The organism is Streptomyces sp. BE20 (assembly GCF_036322525.1).
Classification (GTDB): domain Bacteria; phylum Actinomycetota; class Actinomycetes; order Streptomycetales; family Streptomycetaceae; genus Kitasatospora.
Map to the genome: position 1 here is coordinate 238,575 of NZ_JAQYWW010000620.1, position 19,576 is coordinate 258,150.

At 73.4% G+C, this 19,576-nt stretch carries 19 protein-coding genes; 9 read left to right on the top strand and 10 right to left on the bottom strand.

Going from position 1 to position 19,576, the window contains the following annotated elements:
* Positions 1 to 223: 223 nt before the first annotated feature.
* The 4 genes from dusB to PUR61_RS13290 all read right to left on the bottom strand — a co-directional run bounded on the left by dusB (position 224) and on the right by PUR61_RS13290 (position 4,322).
* The gene (dusB, locus tag PUR61_RS13275; protein WP_329879010.1) at positions 224 to 1,393 is read right to left on the bottom strand and encodes a tRNA dihydrouridine synthase DusB; all 1,170 of its coding nucleotides are present in this window, start codon (positions 1,391 to 1,393) and stop codon (positions 224 to 226) included.
* Between the two features lie 188 nt (positions 1,394 to 1,581).
* On the bottom strand, positions 1,582 to 2,457 hold the full coding sequence (locus PUR61_RS13280) for a DUF4097 family beta strand repeat-containing protein (protein WP_329879011.1): 876 nt from the start codon (positions 2,455 to 2,457) through the stop codon (positions 1,582 to 1,584).
* A 3-nt stretch (positions 2,458 to 2,460) separates the two neighbouring features.
* Complete coding sequence (locus tag PUR61_RS13285; protein WP_329879012.1) at positions 2,461 to 3,105, bottom strand: response regulator transcription factor; 645 nt, start codon at positions 3,103 to 3,105, stop codon at positions 2,461 to 2,463.
* On the bottom strand, positions 3,093 to 4,322 hold the full coding sequence (locus PUR61_RS13290) for a sensor histidine kinase (RefSeq protein ID WP_329879013.1): 1,230 nt from the start codon (positions 4,320 to 4,322) through the stop codon (positions 3,093 to 3,095). Before PUR61_RS13290 ends, PUR61_RS13285 begins: the two co-directional genes overlap by 13 nt.
* A gap of 134 nt (positions 4,323 to 4,456) precedes the next feature.
* Between PUR61_RS13290 and PUR61_RS13295 the strand changes: the two genes are divergently transcribed.
* Positions 4,457 to 5,107, top strand: coding sequence for a hypothetical protein (locus PUR61_RS13295; protein WP_329879014.1), 651 nt, complete (start codon positions 4,457 to 4,459; stop codon positions 5,105 to 5,107).
* Between the two features lie 407 nt (positions 5,108 to 5,514).
* On the opposite strand, the gene PUR61_RS13300 is transcribed toward PUR61_RS13295, so the two are convergent.
* A complete protein-coding gene (locus tag PUR61_RS13300; protein ID WP_329879015.1) occupies positions 5,515 to 6,447 on the bottom strand; it encodes a helix-turn-helix transcriptional regulator in 933 nt (310 codons plus the stop codon).
* Positions 6,448 to 6,548: 101 nt separating this feature from the next.
* Between PUR61_RS13300 and PUR61_RS13305 the strand changes: the two genes are divergently transcribed.
* On the top strand, positions 6,549 to 8,054 hold the full coding sequence (locus PUR61_RS13305; protein WP_443035160.1) for an MFS transporter: 1,506 nt from the start codon (positions 6,549 to 6,551) through the stop codon (positions 8,052 to 8,054).
* 191 nt (positions 8,055 to 8,245) lie between these two features.
* Here the strand turns inward: PUR61_RS13305 and PUR61_RS13310 are convergent, their stop codons facing one another.
* The 3 genes from PUR61_RS13310 to PUR61_RS13320 all read right to left on the bottom strand — a co-directional run bounded on the left by PUR61_RS13310 (position 8,246) and on the right by PUR61_RS13320 (position 9,784).
* Positions 8,246 to 8,512 (bottom strand): hypothetical protein, encoded by a 267-nt coding sequence (locus PUR61_RS13310; protein WP_329879016.1) that lies wholly within the window; start codon positions 8,510 to 8,512, stop codon positions 8,246 to 8,248.
* Positions 8,505 to 9,068 (bottom strand): RNA polymerase sigma factor, encoded by a 564-nt coding sequence (locus PUR61_RS13315; RefSeq protein WP_329879017.1) that lies wholly within the window; start codon positions 9,066 to 9,068, stop codon positions 8,505 to 8,507. Before PUR61_RS13315 ends, PUR61_RS13310 begins: the two co-directional genes overlap by 8 nt.
* Positions 9,069 to 9,346: 278 nt before the next feature.
* Positions 9,347 to 9,784: an ATP-binding protein gene (locus tag PUR61_RS13320; protein ID WP_329879018.1), complete on the bottom strand. Its 438-nt coding sequence runs from the start codon at positions 9,782 to 9,784 to the stop codon at positions 9,347 to 9,349.
* Positions 9,785 to 9,958: 174 nt separating this feature from the next.
* Between PUR61_RS13320 and PUR61_RS13325 the strand changes: the two genes are divergently transcribed.
* Together PUR61_RS13325 and PUR61_RS13330 are read left to right on the top strand one after the other, a co-directional pair.
* Positions 9,959 to 11,317, top strand: coding sequence for a hypothetical protein (locus PUR61_RS13325; protein ID WP_329879019.1), 1,359 nt, complete (start codon positions 9,959 to 9,961; stop codon positions 11,315 to 11,317).
* 125 nt (positions 11,318 to 11,442) lie between these two features.
* Complete coding sequence (locus tag PUR61_RS13330) at positions 11,443 to 12,225, top strand: SMI1/KNR4 family protein (protein WP_329879020.1); 783 nt, start codon at positions 11,443 to 11,445, stop codon at positions 12,223 to 12,225.
* A 38-nt stretch (positions 12,226 to 12,263) separates the two neighbouring features.
* On the opposite strand, the gene PUR61_RS13335 is transcribed toward PUR61_RS13330, so the two are convergent.
* The gene (locus PUR61_RS13335; protein ID WP_329879021.1) at positions 12,264 to 12,671 is read right to left on the bottom strand and encodes a VOC family protein; all 408 of its coding nucleotides are present in this window, start codon (positions 12,669 to 12,671) and stop codon (positions 12,264 to 12,266) included.
* 204 nt (positions 12,672 to 12,875) lie between these two features.
* Here PUR61_RS13335 and PUR61_RS13340 point away from each other — a divergent pair, with 204 nt between their 5' ends.
* Complete coding sequence (locus PUR61_RS13340; RefSeq protein WP_329879022.1) at positions 12,876 to 13,457, top strand: NADAR family protein; 582 nt, start codon at positions 12,876 to 12,878, stop codon at positions 13,455 to 13,457.
* Between the two features lie 201 nt (positions 13,458 to 13,658).
* Positions 13,659 to 15,140 (top strand): hypothetical protein, encoded by a 1,482-nt coding sequence (locus tag PUR61_RS13345; RefSeq protein WP_329879023.1) that lies wholly within the window; start codon positions 13,659 to 13,661, stop codon positions 15,138 to 15,140.
* A 153-nt stretch (positions 15,141 to 15,293) separates the two neighbouring features.
* Here PUR61_RS13345 and PUR61_RS13350 read toward each other — a convergent pair whose 3' ends face one another.
* On the bottom strand, positions 15,294 to 16,676 hold the full coding sequence (locus PUR61_RS13350) for a glycine--tRNA ligase (RefSeq protein ID WP_329879024.1): 1,383 nt from the start codon (positions 16,674 to 16,676) through the stop codon (positions 15,294 to 15,296).
* Between the two features lie 191 nt (positions 16,677 to 16,867).
* Here PUR61_RS13350 and PUR61_RS13355 point away from each other — a divergent pair, with 191 nt between their 5' ends.
* Genes PUR61_RS13355 through PUR61_RS13365 form a run of 3 tightly spaced genes read left to right on the top strand, consistent with a single transcriptional unit; the run spans position 16,868 to position 19,532 of the window.
* Complete coding sequence (locus PUR61_RS13355; RefSeq protein ID WP_329879025.1) at positions 16,868 to 17,830, top strand: metal ABC transporter substrate-binding protein; 963 nt, start codon at positions 16,868 to 16,870, stop codon at positions 17,828 to 17,830.
* Between the two features lie 17 nt (positions 17,831 to 17,847).
* A complete protein-coding gene (locus PUR61_RS13360) occupies positions 17,848 to 18,615 on the top strand; it encodes a metal ABC transporter ATP-binding protein (protein ID WP_329879026.1) in 768 nt (255 codons plus the stop codon).
* Entirely contained in the window at positions 18,612 to 19,532 is a 921-nt protein-coding gene (locus PUR61_RS13365; RefSeq protein ID WP_443035161.1) for a metal ABC transporter permease, read from the top strand. Before PUR61_RS13360 ends, PUR61_RS13365 begins: the two co-directional genes overlap by 4 nt.
* The last annotated feature ends 44 nt before the right edge of the window (positions 19,533 to 19,576 follow it).

The window sequence follows — 19,576 nt, forward strand, 5'->3', positions numbered from 1 at the left end:
CCTGTCAGCCGCCTTCTACCGGCACGGTATGTGGCAAGCGTCACCAGCGCATCTCACCGCTTGAGCGTAGACCGGATCCGCCGATCGTCGCACTCCGTCCAGAAACGTGCTCTCTCCGTGATGTTCGGTTGCCAAAAGGGAGCCCTCTTGGCCAGATTGGCCAAGAGGGCTGGGACAGGGTGGCGAGAGGCCTCCAAGGGGTCATTTCGCCGTTATGGACAGATCATCCGCCAGATGTGTCCGATTCGGCGTCTGCACCCGGGCGGGCGCAGTCATACGGATCGTCCAACCATCCCTCGGGCAGAACCACCCGGTTGTTGCCGCTCGTCCGTCCGCGGGGGCCGTCGGCACCGGCCGGCCAGGCCTGCGACTGCTCCACCAGGGCGAGGGTTTCGGCCAGTTCGGCCAGGGAGGAGGAATTGGCGAGCTTCACGCGAAGCTCCGAGCCGACCGAGAAGCCCTTGGTGTACCAGGCGACGTGCTTGCGGAAGTCGATCACACCGCGGGCTTCGTCGCCCAGCCACTCACCGAGCAGCTGCGCGTGGCGGACCATCGCCCGCGCCACGTCGGCGAAGGTCGGACGGGCGTAGTCCACCTCGCCCTCGAAGATCGACACCAGGTCCCTGAACAGCCACGGACGGCCCAGGCAACCGCGCCCGACCACCACACCGTCGCAACCGGTCTCGCGCATCATCCGCAGCGCGTCGTCCGCCGACCAGATGTCCCCGTTGCCGAGCACCGGGACGTCCGCCGGAACGGCCTCGCGCAGTCGGGCGATCGCCGACCAGTCCGCGGTGCCGCCGTAGTGCTGGGCGGCGGTGCGCCCGTGCAGGGCGATCGCCGACACGCCCTCCTCCGCGCCGATCCGCCCGGCGTCGAGGAAGGTGAGGTGGTCGTCGTCGATGCCCTTGCGCATCTTCATGGTCACCGGGAGGTCGCCGGCGTTGGCCACGGCCTCACGGAGGATCTCGCGCAACAGGTTGCGCTTGTACGGCAGCGCCGAGCCGCCGCCCTTGCGGGTCACCTTGGGGACGGGGCAGCCGAAGTTCAGGTCGATGTGGTCGGCCAGGCCCTCGTCCGCGATCATCCGCGCCGCCTTGCCGACGGTCACCGGGTCCACGCCGTACAGCTGGATCGAGCGGGGCTTCTCGCTCGGGTCGAACTTGATCAGCTGCATGGTCTTGGCGTTGCGCTCCACCAGAGCCCGCGTGGTGATCATCTCGGAGACGTACAGCCCCTTGCCGCCGCTCTGCTCACGGCAGAGGGTGCGGAACGGCGCGTTGGTGATGCCGGCCATCGGCGCCAGCACGACGGGCGGCCAGACCTGCATCGGACCGATGTTCAGCGGCGCGAACTCGGTGCTGGTCGCGGTGGGTGCGGGCGTGACTGTCATGCGCGGCTGACCTCGGGGAAGGGGGCTCGGGACTCTTCATTGTCCCCCACCCGGCGGACGGGACCGGGAGTAGGCCGCCGCGGAGCCCGGACGGCCGGCGGACGGCGGCGTTGCCGGAGCCCCCGTGACCGGGCCGCAGGCCGCGAGACACGGGCCACGGGGCACGAGCTGCGGGGGCACAGGCCGGGTCAGCCGCCCGACGCGCCGGGAGAGGAGAGGACCGTCACCGAACCGGAGGTCACCGAGACACGGACCTGGTTGGTGCTGGACTGGTCGGCCAGCAGCGGGTCGATGTGGCGGCTCCCCGAGACGGTGCCCCCGTTGAAGCGGTAGACCGAACCCCGCGGCAGGCCCAGGGTCACCGACCCCGACGTGGCGCCGATGTCCACGGTGCGCGGCGCCTGGGCGAAGGAGAGGTCGACCGAGCCCGAGGTCGCCCTCACCTCCACCGCGGTGGAGGTGAGACCGGCGCCCTTCACCGAACCGGAGGTGGTGCCGGCGACCACCGGGCCGGAGAGGTCGGCCAGCAGGATCGACCCCGAGGTGGAATCCAGCCGGACCTCCCCCGTCACCCCCCGCACGGACAGGCTGCCGGAGGATCCCGTGCCCTCCACCGAGACACCGACCGGCACCTCCAGCTCGATCTCCGCGCCGCAGCCGAGCTTCGCCACCGGCATCACCTGGCTGCAGCGCATCTCCACCCTGAGGTCGCCGCGGTCGAAGAGCACCGAGATGACGGGCGGTCTGATCATCCAGTCCAGCTCCTGGCGGACCACCACCTCGCCCTCCCGCCCCGGACTGATCCGGACCGTCGCCGAACCGGTGTCCAGCACCACCTTGCTCACCGCCACCGGGTAGGACTTCTCCGACTCCGTCCGCTGCTGCACCGCCATCGCCCAGGTCTGCACCGCGCCGATGACCAGCGTCACGGCCAGGGCCAGGACGCCGAGCACCCGCCACATCCGGTGCACCCGCCTCCCGGTGCCGTTCCCCGTCCCCTTCTCCCGTGGCTCGCGCTGCTCGCGCTGCTCGCGTTGCTCCTGGTCGCGCTGCCTCCCCGCCATGGACTACCCGACCTCCAGGAACCGCAGCACCGCCAGCACCCGGCGGTGGCTGTCGTCGGCCGGCGGCAGGTCGAGCTTGGCGAAGATCGAGTTGATGTGCTTGGCCACCGCGCTGTCGCTGACCACAAGAGCGGCAGCGATCGCGGTGTTCGACCGGCCCTCCGCCATCAGGCCCAGCACGTCCCGCTCCCGCGGGGTCAGCCGCTCCAGCGGATCGCGGTGACGGCGGACCAGCAGCTGGGCGACCACCTCCGGGTCGAGCGCGGTACCGCCGTCGGCGACCCGCTGCAGCGCGTCCACGAAGTCGTCCACGTTGGCCACCCGCTGTTTGAGCAGGTACCCGACCCCGCTGGTGTTGGTGGCCAGCAGATCGGCGGCGTACCGCTCCTCCACGAACTGGGAGAGCAGCAGCACCGCCACCTCCGGCCACTGCCGGCGGATCAGCAGTGCGGCCCGGACGCCCTCGTCGCTGTAGCCCGGCGGCATCCGTACGTCCGCCACCACCACCCCCGGGCGGTGCTCCTCCACCGCGGCGAGCAGTGCCTCGGCGTCCCCGACCGCGGCGACCACCTCGAAGCCCACCGCCTCCAGCACCTTGACGAGGCCGACCCTGAGCAGGACCGAGTCCTCGGCGATCACAGCACGCACGGCAACTCCACGGAGATGGTGGTCGGGCCCCCGAGGGGGCTGAGAACGGAAAGGGTGCCGTCGACCGAGGCGGTGCGCTTGCGCAGACCGGTCAGCCCGGTGCCCCGCGAGGCGTCCGCCCCGCCGACGCCGTCGTCGCTGATGACCAGCCGCAGCCGACCGCCGGCCGTCCGCACCGAGAGCTGCACCCGGGAGGCCTTGGCGTGCTTGGCGACGTTGGTCAGCGCCTCGGAGACGGTGAAGTAGGCGACCGCCTCGACGGTCGGCGCTATGTACTCGGCCAGGTCGACGTCCACCCGCACCGGGAGCGGGGCGCGGGCCGCGATACCGGAGAGTGCCGCGTCCAGGCCGCGGTCCTCCAGGACCGCCGGGTGCAGGCCGCGGACGAGGTCGCGCAGCTCGTCGATGGCCGCCTGGGCCTCCTCGTGCGCCTCGACGATCACCTGCATGGCCTCGGGCGGGACGTCCTTGAGCGTGCGCCGGGCCAGGCCCAGGTTCATCGCGAGCGAGGTGAGGCGCTGCTGGGTGCCGTCGTGCAGGTCGCGCTCGATCCGGCGGCGTTCCGCGTCGACGGCGTCCACCAGGCCGGCCCGGCTCTCGACCACCTCCTCGATCCGGTGCTCCAGTGCCTCCGCCCGCCCCGGCCCGAGCAACCGCACCGCCGCGGCCTTCTCCAGCCGGGCCAGCAGGGCCACCGCCCAGGGCAGCACGGCGAGGATCACGAGACCGCCCGCGGTGAGCGGGACGTCCAGCTGGAACCACTTCTGCCGGACCGGGGTGGAGTGCGGCATCAGCCAGGCCCAGCCGAACACGGTGCTCGCCACCAGGGCCGCGCCCCAGGCGTACACGGCCCCCATCGCACCGACCGCGAGCAGGGGGCCGGCCACCAGGTGGTAGCCGACCTGACGCCAGCTGACCCCGGTGCGCAGCCTCGTCAGGAGGCCGGACGGGACGCCGACCGGCCGCAGCAGCGGGCGCACCTCCACGCCGCGCAGCATCCGCAGTCGGCTGCGCTGGGCGGTCGTCAGCGGGCGCAGGCAGAGCAGGACCAGACCCAGGAGGAGGAAGGTCAGTTTCGGTGTCACGGCGGCGGTCAGGACCGGGAGGGCCGGCGGGATGCCGGAGGCGATGAAGAGGGTGTCACGCCGGGCGGCGGCCGACCACGGGGGCCGGGCGGCGCCCCTGGCGAGCGCGCGGCGCAGCGTCGTGGAGGGCATGGCCGACAGCCTAGGGCGGCATGATCGTCACCCACCATGAAGGGGGCTGCCGAGAAAGGGTGTACCTGGGTACACCCTCGATTCGGTTCGGCGCACTACCGACAGCGACGCCCGCCGACGCCACGCTTGTCGGTATGACGAGCCTCGCACCGCACTCCGCCCACCCGCCGCACGGGTACCCCGTCTGCTGCCCGGCCCATTCCGCCGCGGCCGCCGCCGCCGAGGGGCGGCTGCCGGTCGGGCCGACCGGTGACCTGCCGGGCGTGCCCGTCGGTCCGGCCGGGCCGTGGTCGGTGCGCAGCGTGCGGGCGGGCCGGAGCCGTGGCCGGACGGCCCTGGAGGTCTACGAGTACGGCGAGTTGGTGGACGTGCTCGTCGCGTCCCGGCTCGGCGCCGGGCTGCTGCGCGGCGCCCGGTGCTGGACGGTCCCCGACCCGGGCGGCCGTGGCGGCGCCGGGCGGTTCGCGGGCAGCGGCAGGCGCCGGGTCCGGCACGGGATGGCCTGGGGGCGGCTGCCGCGCGGCGGCGCGGCGCCGTCCGTCGGGTTCACCGCCGCCCCGGCCGCCGGGCGACTGCTGCGCCGGCCGGGGCGGTCGGCCCCGGTCGTCGAGGTGGCCGAGGTGGTCACGGTGGCCGGACAGTTGTGGCTGGCCTGGGCCGAGGGGGTGTTCGGCGGCGTGCTCGTCGAGACGGCGGACGGCGCCGCGTCCGAACGACGGCCACTGGAGCGGGTCCGCCACCGGGCCGGGGCGGACGCCCTCGCCGAGTGCGGAGGTGCCGGATGAGCGCCGTCCTCCCCGTCCGGCCCGGAGGTCTGCCCCGGTGGTCCCTCCACCTCGCCGTCGGCGCCCGCACCCGCGCCCGCGCCGAGCGGGTACCGGCGATCGCCGCGCTGGCGCTGCTGCCCTGGCTGGCCGTGCTCGTGGCCGCCGGCGAGACGGTCTGGGTCGTCCTCGACCTGCTCGAACTCGCCGCCCTGCTCAGGCTGGACGCCTCGCTGCGCCAACGCGGCCGGGCCGCCGCACGGCCCGCGACCGCGGTGGCCCTGCTGCTCACCACCGACGCCCTGCTGGACCTCGCCACCGCCGGCCCCGGCCACGAGACGCTCGTCGCGCTGATGATGGCCGGGTGCGTCGAACTGCCGCTGGCCGCCCTCTGTCTGGCCCTCGGACGGGCGCGGGCCGCCGACCGGTCAAAGCGTCCCGACCGCCGCCGCCCCGGTCGCCGCCGTCCGGGTCGGGAGCCGGGCCGTCAGCGCGCGGGTCTCCTCGTCCCGAGGTGTGTAGACGACCATGCGCGGTCCCTGGCCCGGGCCGAGCCAGAGGCTCGTGTACTCGTAGCTCAGCAGCCCGACCTCCGGCACGAGGAAGCGCTTCAGCCCGTTGCCCGGCCGCAGGACGTCGTGCCGCTGCCAGGCCGCGTCGAAGTCCGGAGAGGCCTTGCGGAGCCGGCAGAGCAGCGTCCGCCAGGCGGGCTCGGAGGCGTGCTCGCCCATGCCCGAGCGGAACCGGGCCACCATGACGTCCCGCTCGTACTCGTGGTCGACCAGCACGTCGCGGAACCGCGAGGGGGTGAAGGCCAGCCACATCAGGTTGCGGTCCTCGTGCGGCAGCGCGCCCAGGTCGCCCACGATCCCGGCGTACGGCGCGTTGTGGGCGAGTACGTCGTAGCGGGAGTTGATCACCGCGGCCGGGTAGGGGGCCAACTGGTCCAGGGCCGTCCGCACGCCCGGTGTCACGGTCGGGCACTCCACCACCGGCGTCGGATCCTCGGCACCGGCCAGCGCGAACAGGTGGGCCCGCTCACTCGGATCGAGGAGCAGAGCCCGGGCCACCGCGTCCAGCACCTGGACGGACACCTGGATGGCCCGCCCCTGCTCCAGCCACGTGTACCAGGTCACCCCGACCGCGGCGAGCTGCGCCACCTCCTCGCGGCGCAGGCCCGGAGTCCGGCGGCGGCCGGTCATCGGCAGGCCCACCTGCTCCGGGGCGATCCGCTCGCGACGGCTGCGCAGGAAGGCCGCCAGCTCGTGGCGGCGAGCGTCGGCGGCAGGTACCTTGCCCGTGTTCGCGGCGGCCGTACCGCCGGTGGCCGTACCGGTCGGGGCGGCAGTCGTCAGGCTCATCCCCCCAGCATGCGCCACCCGCCATCCTGTTGCCAGGTACTCCTTATACCTGGATAAGCACACTCTGGTACCAGGGTCCGGCGCGTCGGATCGTATGACTCGTGACCCAACAACTCACCGTCGCCAAGTCCACCGCCGCCGCCCTCCCGGCATCCGCCCGCCCCGCCGCCCCGGCCGACGCCGTCTCCACAGCCACCGCGTCCAGGGCCACCGTCTCCTCCGCCCACTCCGCACTCGGCACCGCCGGACTGGTCACCGTCCTGCTCGGGGCATTCCTCCCGATGCTGGACTTCTTCATCGTCAACGTCGCCCTGCCGACCATCGACCACGACCTCGCCGCCGGCCCCGCCGTCCTGGAACTGGTCGCGGCCGGGTACGGCATCGCCTTCGCCGTGCTGCTGGTCCTCGGCGGCCGGCTCGGCGACATCTACGGTCGTCGCCGCCTCTTCGTCGTCGGTGCCGCGACCTTCGCGGTCACCTCGCTCGCCTGCGGACTCGCTCCCGGTGCCTGGACGCTGGTCGCCGCCCGTGCCGCCCAGGGGGCCTCGGCCGCCCTGCTGGTCCCCCAGGTCCTCGGCACCATCACCGCTGCCACCCACGGCGCCCGGCGCGGCCGCGCACTCTCCGTCTACGGCGCGGTCGCGGGCATCTCGGTGGTGATCGGCCAGGTCCTCGGCGGAATCCTGGTCGCCGCCGACCTCTTCGGCACCGGCTGGCGCTCGGTCTTCCTCCTGAACGTCCCCTTCGCCCTGCTCACCGTCGGCCTCGCCTTCCGTTACGTCCCGGAGAGCCGGGCCGAGCAGGCCGCCAAGGTCGACATCGCCGGCACCGTCCTGCTCACCGCCACCATGCTCGCCCTGCTGGTCCCCCTGATGGAGGGCCGCGCCGCCGGTTGGCCGCTGTGGTCCTGGCTGCTGCTGGCGCTGTCGCCCGTCCTCGCCACCGCGTTCGTCCTGGTCGAGCTGCGGGCCGAGCGGCGCGGCGGCTCCCCGCTGGTGCCGCCCACCCTGCTGCGCATCCCCGAGATGCGGCGCGGCCTCGGTATCGCCCTCCCCTACTTCGGCGGCTTCGGCGGCTTCATGTTCGTCATCGCCGTCGCCCTCCAGCAGGGCCTCCACCTCGGCCCGGTCGCGGCCGGCTGGGCGCTGGTCCCGATGGCCGTCGGCTACTTCACCGCCTCGCTCGCCGGTCCTCGTCTGATCGGCCGCTTCGGCAGCCGCGTCCTCACCGCCGGCGCCGTCGTCCAGGCGGTCGGCCTCGCCACCCTGGCCGTGACCGTCCTCGCCGACTGGTCGCACTTCTCCCCGCTCCGGATGGCCCCCGGCGTCGCGCTCGCCGGCATCGGCCAGGGCCTGATCGGCACCCCGCTCTTCCGCGTCATCCTCTCCAAGGTCCCCGCCGACCGGGCCGGCGTCGGCAGCGGCGTCCTCGCCACCAGCCAGCAGTCCAGCCTGGCGCTCGGCGTCGCCACCCTCGGCACCCTCTACCTCGCCCTCTCCCCGACGCTGGGCCTCGACCGCGCCCTCGCCCTCTGCCTGGGCATCCAGCTCCTCGGTTCCTTCGTCATCCTCTGCCTCACCCTCCGTCTCCCCCGCTCCATCGGATGACGGTGGACGACCGGGTTCGGCGGCGCCTCACAGCCGCGTGCCCGCCTGCCACGGCGGAGGCGGGCACGCGGCTGTGAGACCACCCAAGCCGCGCAGCCCTCCTCCGTGCCGCCCCTCCTCCCCGTCCCTCCTCTTCGCCGTCTCGTCTCCTCGCCGTCCCTTCTCCTCGCCGCTTTCTCCGACCGCCGCGCTCAGCCCGGTCGCCCGGAGGTGAGCGTGCAGCTCCCGTCCGCGCAGGAGCGCTTCAAGCGGCCCCGCGAGACGGTCTCCAGCAGCCCGATCGCCCAGCACATCGGGCAGCCCCGCAGGGCGAGCACACCGACCGGGAGGAGCAGCAGGGCGACCGGTCCGACCACCGGGACCAGCGCGAACGCGCCGACCAGCGAGCCGAAACCCACCGCACCGCGCAGCAGATGACGGGGCAGCGAGGCGCTCGCGAAGTCCGGACGGTCAGTCATCACCACCTCCCGCAGGAGACCGGGCAGCGTCCCACAACGACTGCCGGACCGCCGCGCGGGCGCGGTGCAGCCGCGACTTCATCGCGGCGCCGCTCAGGCCCAGCGCATCGGCGACCGTCCGCCCGCTGAGACCCTGCACGTCCCGCATGACCAGGACGCGCCGCTGGTCGTCCGGGAGCGCGGCGATCGCCGCCGCCACCCGGCCGGCCTCCAGGCGGTTCAACACCTCGTCCTCGGCCGACACGGCGACGGCCTCCTCCACCTGCGGCCGGTCCCGCAGCAGCGTGCGTGCCCGGCGCAGGCACTCGTTGCGGACGATCCGGAAGGTCCACGACGCGAGCGCACCGGACGCCCGCAGCATCCCGATCTTCCGGTACAGGATGATCAGCGCCTCCTGCGCCGCGTCCTCGGCGTCCTGCGGCGAGGCGCAGAGCGACCGCGCGAACCGCTGCACGTGCGGGTGCGCACCCGACACCAGCGCGGCGAGCGAATCGACGTCGCCCCGCTGCGCCGCGCGGACCAGCACCTCCCCAGGCCAGGCGGCGGACTCAGCCACGGCCCCGCCCCCGCTTCCGCAGCACGACCACGCTGCACGTGCACAGCAGCACCACGACGACACCGACAGCGATTCCCACGACCACGACGACCTCCCAAGTCCTGCTCCGACGCCTGTCCGAACGTCCGTCCGTCCGTCGAAGACATTCATAGGAGGGCCGCCGCCGGTCAAAGGATTCTGCCCCGCCCCCACTTTCTTTCCGGCCGCGTCCCGCCCGGCCGACGTCTCGGGCTCGGCGGAGGCACCGGCTCGCGGGAAGGCCCGGAGGGGCGGGGCCGTCAGGCCGGTTGGGCGGCGAGGGTGCGGGGAGCCGGTGCGGGGGCCGGACCGGGGAGCGGGAGATCGGGGGCGTAGGTGAACCAGACGACCTTGCCGGTGCCTGCGGGCTCCCAGCCCCACGCCGCCGCCAGGGCCTCCACCAGGAGGAGGCCGCGTCCGTCGGTGGCGTCCTGGTCGGGCTCGGGGGCCGGGGCGGGCCGGCGGAGGGTCGGGCAGGTGTCGGCGACCTCGATGCGGAGGAGGGCGGAGGACCACCGGACGGTGAGGGTGCAGCGACCGCCCGCGTGCTCGACGGCGTTGGCGATGAGCTCGCCCGCGCACAGTTCGACGTCCGCCAGGGCGTCGTCCGACAGCGGCAGGTCCCAGGCGCGGGCGGTGTCCGCGACATGGCGGCGCGCCGCCGGGACCGCGGCAGGGTCCGGCGGGACGTCCCTCACGCAAGGCGTACCGCTTGTGATCACTGTTGCTCTCCGTCTCTGCGAAGTCCCTTGCGATTCCGACTGCTCCGCCACCCGTGAGGCTGACATCCATTCAACGCGGGTACACAGGACGGGAGAACCGGCGATGCTGGTCGGAGCGTTGAACCGGTTGAACGAAGGACGGGGATCGCGATGGCGAGACGACCGCGCACACCCAACACCGGACTGGCCGCTCTCCTCCTCCAGGCCCGCTGGGGCAACGACCAGCTCGCCCGGGCGGTGAACCGGGTCGGCGGGGAACAGGGGCTCGGCCTCACCTACGACAAGTCGTCCGTCTCGCACTGGCTCTCCGGCGCGCGCCCGCGTGCAGAGGTGCGCGAGGTGGTCCGGGAGGCGTTCGCGCGTCGGCTCGGGCGCCCCGTGACCCCGGAGGAGACCGGGTTCGGCGATCCGGTCCAGCAGGGCGGCGGCGCGCCGGGCGGCAGCACGCTGTCCGATCTGATGTCGATCGGCAAGGCCGACGTGGACCCGTCCCGCCGGGGAGTGCTCTCCGCAGGGCTCTACTCCGTCGCGCTCGCCCTGCCGGGGTTCGACGACCCGGACGCCGCCGACCGGGTCACCCGTACCGGCGCCGGGCGCACCGTCCGGATCGGGCCGGGCGAGGTGGAGACCGTACGAGCGATGACGGGCCGGATCGCCGGCATCCTCGACGAGCTGGGCGCCGCCCACGCCCGGCCGATGGCCGCGGCGTTCCTGGTCAACTCGGTCGGGCCGTGGCTCCGGGCGTCCGGCAGCGAGCAGGTGAAGGCCGACCTGCTGGCGGCAGCGGCCGACCTCACCTACCTGACCGGGTGGATGGCCATGTACGAGACGGCGCACGGGCTGGGGCAGCAGTACTACGTCCAGGCGCTCAGGCTCGCCCGCGAGGCCCGGGACCACGTCACCTACTGCCGCACGCTGCGCGGCATGGCCCTGCAGGCGTCGAACCTCGGCTACGGTCCCAGGGCGCTGGAACTCGCCGACTCCGCCGCCGAGGCCGCCCCTGCGGCAGGGCCGCGCCTGCGCGCCTTCCTCGCCGGCCAGCAGGCGCACGGCGCGGCCATGGTGAAGGACCGGCGCCAGGCGTTCGCGCGGCTGGCCGAGACCGAGGCCGCGCTCGCCAGGGCGGACGGCCGCAACGACGCGGTCGGCGGCTACGACCAGGCCGCCTACCACTTCCACGTCGCGCACGTCCTGTACGAACTCGGCGACCTCGCCGGGTCCGTACAGGAACTTCAGATCTCCAACCGGGTCCGTCCGGCCAACGAGAAGCAGGGCCGGGTGCACGCCAACGGGCTGCTCGCACGGCGGCAGACGGAGCTGGGCCACGTCGAGGCGGCGTGCGCGACGTGGCACGCGTTCCTGAACGACTACGTCACCCTCAGCTCCGTCCGCGGCGACGAGCACTTCCGGGCGCTCGGCACGTCGTTGGCCGCCCGTGCAGCCAGCCCCGGGGTGGTCCACCGGCTTCGGCAGCGCACCGACGAGGTGGCCCGCCAGAAGACCGCGTAGCGGCCCCGCCCGACCCGGCCGGCGACCGGCGCCGGGGCTCAAGGCCCGGTGCTCAAGACCCGGTGCTCAAGACCCGGGGGTCGGGGCAGGGCCCGGTGACGCACCCTCCTGGCAGACTCGGCGCCATGCGACGCGCCCTGCGACCGGACCTGACCCTGCTGCGCGAACTCGTCGAGGACTCACCGGAACTCGGACGGAGGCCGACCCACCCCGCGCCGGAACAATGGCTCCGCGACGCCGAGGCACGGATCGGGACGGCACTGCCGCCGTCCTACCGGTGGTGGCTGGCCGAGTACGGCCGGGGGCGAACGCTCGGGGCGGACATCGCGACGGTCGTCCCGCCCGAATGCGCCGAGGACGTCCACGAGGCCGTCAGCGCGCCCTGGCGGCGGTCCGCCGACCGGCTCCGCTTCGCCGGCGAGCCCGACGGCGGCAACGAGTACCACTTCGCCCTCGACCGGACGGGAGAGGCCGGGGCGGGCGAGTTCCCGGTGGTCCGCCGGGACGGCCTCGACGGCGAGGAGTACCCGGAGGCGGAGTCCTTCGCGGGCTTCCTGGCCGTCCACGAGGCGCGATCGCGCGGACTCGGCGACGGCCCCAACCCCACGATCGCCCGGCTGTGGCGGTCGACCCCCGGCGTACTGCTCGACAGCGGCGTGCTCGTGTACGGGCCGCACGGCATCCGGGAGCGCAACGAGACGTTCGAGGTGGCCCGCTACGCGCCCGAGTGGGTGCTGATCGGCGACGACAGCGGCGGCACCGGACTGTTCATGCGCCGGCACGGCCGCGACCGTACCCGCGTGTACCGCCTCGGTCTGGGCGCGATCGACGAGAACGTCGAGACGGAGGGCGAGCTCGTGACGGATGACCTGCTCACCTGGCTGGAGGAGGCCGGTGCCGCCGGCTGAGCCGGCGCCGGGCTCCTCCGACGGCCCGGCCCCGGGAGCTACTCGCCGAGTTCGGTGAAGAGGGTCAGCTGGAGGGCGCCGGGGGCCTCCAGGCGGGAGTTGAGGGAGTTCCAGGGGGTACGGACCGGCTCGGCGATCACCTCGGCGCCGGCGGCGGCGAGCGTGGCGGTGGTGGCCGTCGCGTCGTCCACCTGGAACGCGACCCGGAGGTGGCCCGCCACCCGCCGCCCGACCTCGACGTCGTCGATGTAGTCGGCGTGCCCCGGGTCGGCGATCTCCAGGGTGGCGCGGCCGGCTTCGAGGATGGTGACCCGGCCGTCCGGGGAGGAGAAGGCGCCGCGCTCGGGCAGGCCCAGCACGTCGCGGTAGAAGTGGAGCGCCTGCTCGTAGTCGGCCGCCGTGACCACCAGACGGAGTTCACGGACGGCGGGGGCTTCCTCGGACATGCCTGCTCCTTGCGATGACGTTGGGCAACGAGGTTGCGCGATCCCGGAGGTGCGGACCGCGGGCGCGGTGTGCGACGACCGCCACCGAACCGTGAACCCCCCACCCCCCGAGCCGATTCCCTCCTCGGTGACGGGGAGCGCGCGCCGCCCCCGTCACCGGAAAAGCCGTGGCTGCCGGGCGCCCCTTTGTGTCAGCATGACGATATGAGCAACGAACTCGTCGACGATCCTGCCGACACCCGCAACCGCGCCGACCTGACGGCCCTGGTCGCCGTCGGCGTCCAGCCCAAGTGGCTGATGTTCTGGGGCCACCGGGCGCAGCGGGACGGGTCCGTCGGGCCCGGGGTGCTGAGCCAGTGGTGGCCCGAGCACCCGTTCACCGTCGACGGGGTGGAGTACGCGACCGCCGAGCACTGGATGATGGCCGGCAAGGCGCGGATGTTCGGGGACGAGGGCATGCTGGCGCGGATCCTCGGGTCCGCGAGCCCGGCCGAGGCGAAGAAGCTCGGCCGGCAGGTCAGGGGGTTCGACGACGCGGCCTGGACGGCCGGGCGGTTCGAGCTGGTGGTGCGCGGCAACGTCGCCAAGTTCGCCCAGGACGAGGCGCTGCGCGGGTACCTGCTGTCGACCCGACGACGCGTCCTGGTGGAGGCCAGCCCAATGGACCGGATCTGGGGCATCGGGCTCGCCGCCGACGACGCGCGGGCTCAGGAGCCGACGGCCTGGCGCGGGCAGAACCTGCTGGGCTTCGCACTGATGGAGGCCCGGGAGCGGCTGGCCGGGTGAGCGCGGGCGCACCGGTGCCGAACGGCGGGGCGCAGGCCCCACCGAGGGGCGCGTGCGCGCTACGGAGTTCGCCGTTCCCACGCCCTCCGCGCTCCCGGACTCCATTCGCAAACCTCTGGACGCACTGCCGTAACGCGGTTGCCGTATACCGACGCCAGGATGACTTGCAGTCAGGGCCTAGTTGGACAGGTTGCGGTGATCATGCGTACACGGCACACAGAACAACCCCCCTTCCCGGACGCCGGCGCGGACGCGGAGGCGGACACCAACGCGCACGCGGGCGCGGGCAGCGGCACGGAGCAGGACGCGCTGGAACTCCGCGCCGAGCTGGACGAGTTACTGCGTGCCCGCCAGTACGCGGGCCAGCGCGAGCGCCGGCTCTTCGAGGCCGTCCGGGCGCTGCCGGAACGGCAGCACCCGGACGGTGAGCTGACCCGACAGCTGGCCCAGGCGCGGACGCTGCGCGAGGGACTCGCGGCCCGCTGCCTGGAGTTGAGCGACCAGTTGAAGATCCTGGAGGATCACCTGCGGCAACCGGCTCCGCGCCTGCGGATGCCCCGCCAGCCCACCGGGGCACGGTTCGGCGGGGGCGCGTACGACGAGGCGTCCGCCCCGTCGATGTCGCCCGCACCCCCGCCGCCGCGCGCCACCGGAGCACGGTTCGGCCGGTTCACCGCCCAGGCCCAGAAGGCCAAGGGGCCGACGGACCCGACCGGACCCGCAGGGCCGACCGGACCGACCTGGCCCGCAGAGCAGGCCGGACCGGCAGGAGCCGTGCCTGGGCCCGCCGCAAGCACGTCCCCACCCCCGCCGCCCCCGGCCGCCGAACCGCCCCGTCGCCGCTCCCCCGGCGAGCTCACCACCCTGGCCGACCGCATCATCGGCCTCTACCAGCAGGCCACCGGCGGCCACGCCGGTGGCCTGCAGGCCACCCACCACCAAGCGCCACCCCACCACGCGCCACCCCGGCAGGCGCCACCCCGGCAGGCGGCCTCCCGGGAGGCCGCCGACCTGCTCGCCCGGGCCGCCACCCGCCTCACCCCGCACGACACCGCCCGTCTGGCCGCCCTGCTGTCCCGTCGCGGCTCGGCCGGCGCGTCCCTCCAGCTCGCCCGGAGCGCGGCCCAGGGCGCTCCGGAGCACGCTGCCGCCACCCTGGCCGAGCTGCGCGAGGCCGGGCTGGCCGAGGAGGCCACCGAGCTCTTCCACACCCTCTGGTCCTACCCGGTCACCGCGCTTCCCGCTCTGCTGAACGCGCTGGAACGCGCCGGACAGCACGCCGACAGCGCCACCCTGCTCTGGGAGTGGGGCTCCGCCCCGCCCGCCGAACTGGCCGCCCTGGCCGTCCACCTGCACCGGTCGGACCGCGCCGTCGACGCCCGGACGCTGCTCCGCCAGGCCGCGGGCCGGCCCACCGCCGACCTGGTGGGCCTCGTCACCGCTCTCGCCCCGCCGCTCCCCGGCCTGTTGCTGGGCGAGCTGGCGGCGCTGCGCCCGCCGGCCGAACTGGTCGGGCTGGCCGCCGCGCTGCACGCGGCCGGCCAACGGCAGCTGTACGACGAGCTGTTGACCACACTGCTCGCGGACGCCGCCCGCCACCGCGCCACCCTCGCCGCCCTCCGCACGGAGGGCCTGCCGACCGCCCCGACCCCGCCGCCCCGCTCGCGCTGGGGCCGCCGCTAGGCCCGGCCGGGGCCCTGGGACCGGCCAGGCCCTGGGTCCGGCCAGCGCCTGAGGTCGCCGGCCGCAGGCGCACGCGAAGAGCCCCCGCCCGCCCGAAGGCGAACGGGGGCTCCCCGTGACGAACGGCCGACGACGGCCGGCATCAGTCGGACGTCAGCAGCCGATGAGCCGCGCCGCCAGGTACGACTTCACCTGGTCCAGCGAGACGCGCTCCTGCGCCATGGTGTCGCGCTCGCGCACGGTCACCGCGTTGTCCTCCAGCGTGTCGAAGTCGACGGTGACGCAGAACGGCGTGCCGATCTCGTCCTGACGGCGGTACCGCTTGCCGATCGCGCCGGCGTCGTCGAACTCGACGTTCCACGCGGTGCGCAGGTCGGCGGCCAGGCCGCGGGCCTTCGGCGAGAGGTCGGCGTTGCGCGACAGCGGCAGCACCGCGACCTTGACCGGGGCCAGCCGCGGGTCGAGCCGCATGCCGACGCGCTTCTCCAGGACGCCCTTGGCGTTCGGCGCCTCGTCCTCGAAGTAGGCGTCGATCAGGAAGGCCAGCATGGCGCGGTTGAGGCCGGCCGCCGGCTCGATGACGAACGGGAAGTACCGCTCGCCGGACTCCTGGTCGAAGTACTTGAGGTCCTGGCCGGATGCCTCGCTGTGCACCGTCAGGTCGTAGTCGGTGCGGTTGGCGATGCCCTCCAGCTCGGAGAACTCGGTACCGCCGAAGTTGAAGCGGTACTCGATGTCCACCGTGCGCTTGGCGTAGTGGGAGAGCTTCTCCTTCGGGTGGTCGAACAGGCGCATGTTGTCGGTGCGCAGACCGAGGTCGACGTACCAGTCCCAGCGCTGCTGGAGCCAGTACTCGTGCCACTGCTCGTCCTCGCCCGGCTTGACGAAGAACTCCATCTCCATCTGCTCGAACTCGCGGGTCCGGAAGATGAAGTTGCCGGGGGTGATCTCGTTGCGGAAGCTCTTGCCGACCTGGGCGATGCCGAACGGCGGCTTCTTGCGCGAGGTGGTCTGGACGGCCTTGAAGTTGGTGAAGATGCCCTGGGCGGTCTCCGGGCGCAGGTAGGCCAGGCCGCTCGCCTCCTCGGTGACACCGAGGTGGGTCTTCAGCATGCCCGAGAAGTCCTTGGGCGCGGTGAACTGGCCCTTGACGCCGCAGTCGGGGCAGTTGACGTCCTGGAGGCCGTTCGGCGGCGGGAAGCCGTGCTTGGCCTCGTACTTCTCCTCCAGGTGGTCGGCCCGGTGGCGCTTGTGGCAGGAGAGGCACTCGGTCAGCGGGTCGTTGAAGGTGGCGACGTGGCCGGAGGCCTCCCAGACCTCGCGGGCCAGGATCACCGACGAGTCGAGTCCGACGACGTCCTCACGGGCCTGGACCATCGCACGCCACCACTGGCGCTTGATGTTCTCCTTGAGCTCCACACCCAGCGGCCCGTAGTCCCAGGCGGCACGCGTGCCACCGTAGATCTCGCTGCAGGGGTAGACGAAGCCACGGCGCTTGCTCAGGCTGACGATCGTCTCGATCTTGTCGGCTGCCACAGTGCTCTCTTCAGTACGGACGGCACGGTCAGGGCACGGCTGGTTGCGCGTACCCGAATACCTCAGGTTACCGGCCATATGGGTACAGGGTTCAAATCGGTATCGCCGGCACCTGCCCACCCACCGTCACCACCCGTTCACCCGTCCGAGTGATTTGACAATCATTTCCATCTAATCTGAGAATGGTTGTCATGATGATCCGACGACGTACTCGCCGTGCCATAACCCTGACCGCCACCGCCCTCACCGCCGCCCTCGCCCTGACGGCCTGCGGCAGCACCGGCAGCGCCCAGGGCTCGGACGGCAAGCTGAACGTCGTCGCGTCCTTCTATCCGATGGAGTTCCTCGCCACCCAGATCGGCGGCGAGCACGTGAAGGTCACCGGCCTCACCGCCGCCGGCGTCGAGCCGCACGACCTGGAGCTCACCGCCAAGCAGGTCGCCAACGTCAAGAAGGCCGACGCGGTCGTCTACCTCAAGGGCCTCCAGCCCACCGTCGACAAGGCGGTCGCCGACTCCGGCGCCAAGCACAAGGTCGACGCCACCGCCGCCAGCCCGCTGGAGGACCACCACCTGGCGGAGGGCCACTCCGAGGGCGACGGCCACGACCACGACGAGGCCGCGGGCGACCCGCACATCTGGCTCGACCCGACCCGCTACGCGGCGGTCGCCAAGAGCGTCGGCGCCGAACTGGCCAAGGCCGACCCGGCCCACGCCGCCGACTACCAGAAGAACACCGACGAGCTGGTCGGCCGGCTGACCACCCTGGACCAGGAGTTCCGGGACGGCCTCAAGGACGTCAGGACCCGCACCTTCGTCACCAGCCACGCCGCCTTCGGCTACCTCGCCGAGCACTACGGCCTCACCCAGGTCGCCATCAACGGCGTGGACCCGGAGTCCGAGCCCACCCCGGCCCGCCTCGCCGACGTGCAGAAGGCCGCCAAGGAGAACGGCGTCACCACGATCTTCTTCGAGACCCTGGTCAGCCCCAAGCTCGCCGACACCGTCGCCAAGGACCTCGGCCTCAAGACCGCCGTCCTGGACCCGCTGGAGGGCGTCAAGGACCCGGCCAAGGACACCTACCTCACGGTCATGAAGCAGAACCTCACCAACCTCCAGGCCGCCCTCGGCGCGACCACCAGCGCCGCCAGCTGACGGGACGACACCACGCCATGACCTCCCCGACACCCCCGGCCGTCCGCCTCCACGACGCCGTCGCCTCGCGCGGCGGCCGGCCGGTGCTGCGCGGCGTCGACCTCACCGTCCGCCCCGGTGAGGTCGTCGCGCTGCTCGGCGCCAACGGCTCCGGCAAGTCCACCACCGTCAAGGCCGTCACCGGCGCCGTCCCGCTGGAGCGCGGCGGGCTGGAGCTGTTCGGCACCCCGTTCGCCCGGTTCCGCTCCTGGCACCGCATCGGGTACGTGCCGCAGCGCACCACGGCCGCCTCCGGTGTCCCGGCCACCGTCCGGGAGGTCGTCTCCACCGGGCGGCTGCCGCTGCACCGCCTGCTGCCGTTCCGGCGCCGGGACCGCGCCGCCGTCGACCGCGCCCTGGCCGCCGTCGGCATGCTGGACCGGGCCCGGGACGGCGTCGCCGACCTCTCCGGCGGCCAGCAGCAGCGGGTGCTGATCGCCCGCGCCCTGGCCGGCACCCCGGACCTGCTGATCATGGACGAGCCGATGGCCGGGGTGGACTCCGCCAGCCAGCAGGTACTCGCCGACACCCTGCGCACCGAGGTCGCCCGCGGCGCCGCCGTGCTGCTCGTGCTGCACGAACTCGGGCCGCTGGAGCCGCTGATCGACCGCGCGGTGGTGCTCCGCGACGGCTGCGTCGCGCACGACGGTCCGCCCGTCCCCAACACCGGCCTGCACGCCCTGCCCGGCCACGACCACGTCCACCCGCACGCCGATCTTCACCACACCCGGGGACTGCTGGCATGACCGAGATGCTCAGTTACGACTTCATGCAGCGGGCGCTGCTCGCCGCCGTCCTGGTCGGCATCACCGCGCCCGCCGTCGGCATCTACCTGGTCCAGCGGCGCCAGGCCCTGCTGGGCGACGGCATGGGGCACGTCGCGATGACCGGCGTCGGCCTCGGCTTCATCTTCAACACCAGCCCGGTCTGGATGGCCGTCCTGGTCTGCGTGCTCGGCGCCGTCACCATGGAGCTGGTCCGCTCCCGCGGCAACCAGCGCGGCGACATCGCCCTGGCGATGCTCTTCTACGGCGGCATGGCCTGCGGGAAGCTGCTGGTCTCCAAGTCCGCCCAGGCCGGGGCCGGCTCGCTGGAGAGCTACCTCTGGGGCTCCATCCTGACCGTCTCGCCCTCCGACCTGGCCACCATCGGCGCACTCGGCGCCGTCGTCATCGCCGTCACCCTCGGCCTGCGCCGCCAGCTCTTCGCGATCTGCCAGGACGAGGACTTCGCCAAGGTCACCGGCGTACCGGTGCGGTTCCTCAACCTGCTGCTCGCCGTGATGGCGGCGGTCACCGTCACGGTCGCCATGCGGGTGGTCGGCCTGCTGCTGGTCAGCGCGCTGATGGTGGTCCCGGTGGTCGCGGCCCAGCAGCTCACCCGGTCCTTCGCCGCCACCCAGGCCGGCTCGATCGCGGTCGGCGTGCTCGTCGCGCTGGCCGGCGTCACCGGCTCCTACCACCTGGACGTGCCCTCCGGCCCGGCCATCGTGCTGCTCGCCATCGCGGTGTTCGCCGTGTTCAGCGCGATCGCCGCACCCCTGGCCAGGCGCAGGCACCGGGACACCCCCGACGCGGGGCCGCAGGTCTGCGACGTCCAACTGCCCGGCCCGGACCGGTCCGACGCGACCGCTCCGACGTCGGGTGCGGGGCTGGCACAATGAGGTGCGAGACGCCCACCACCCCAGGAGGACCCACGGTGACCACC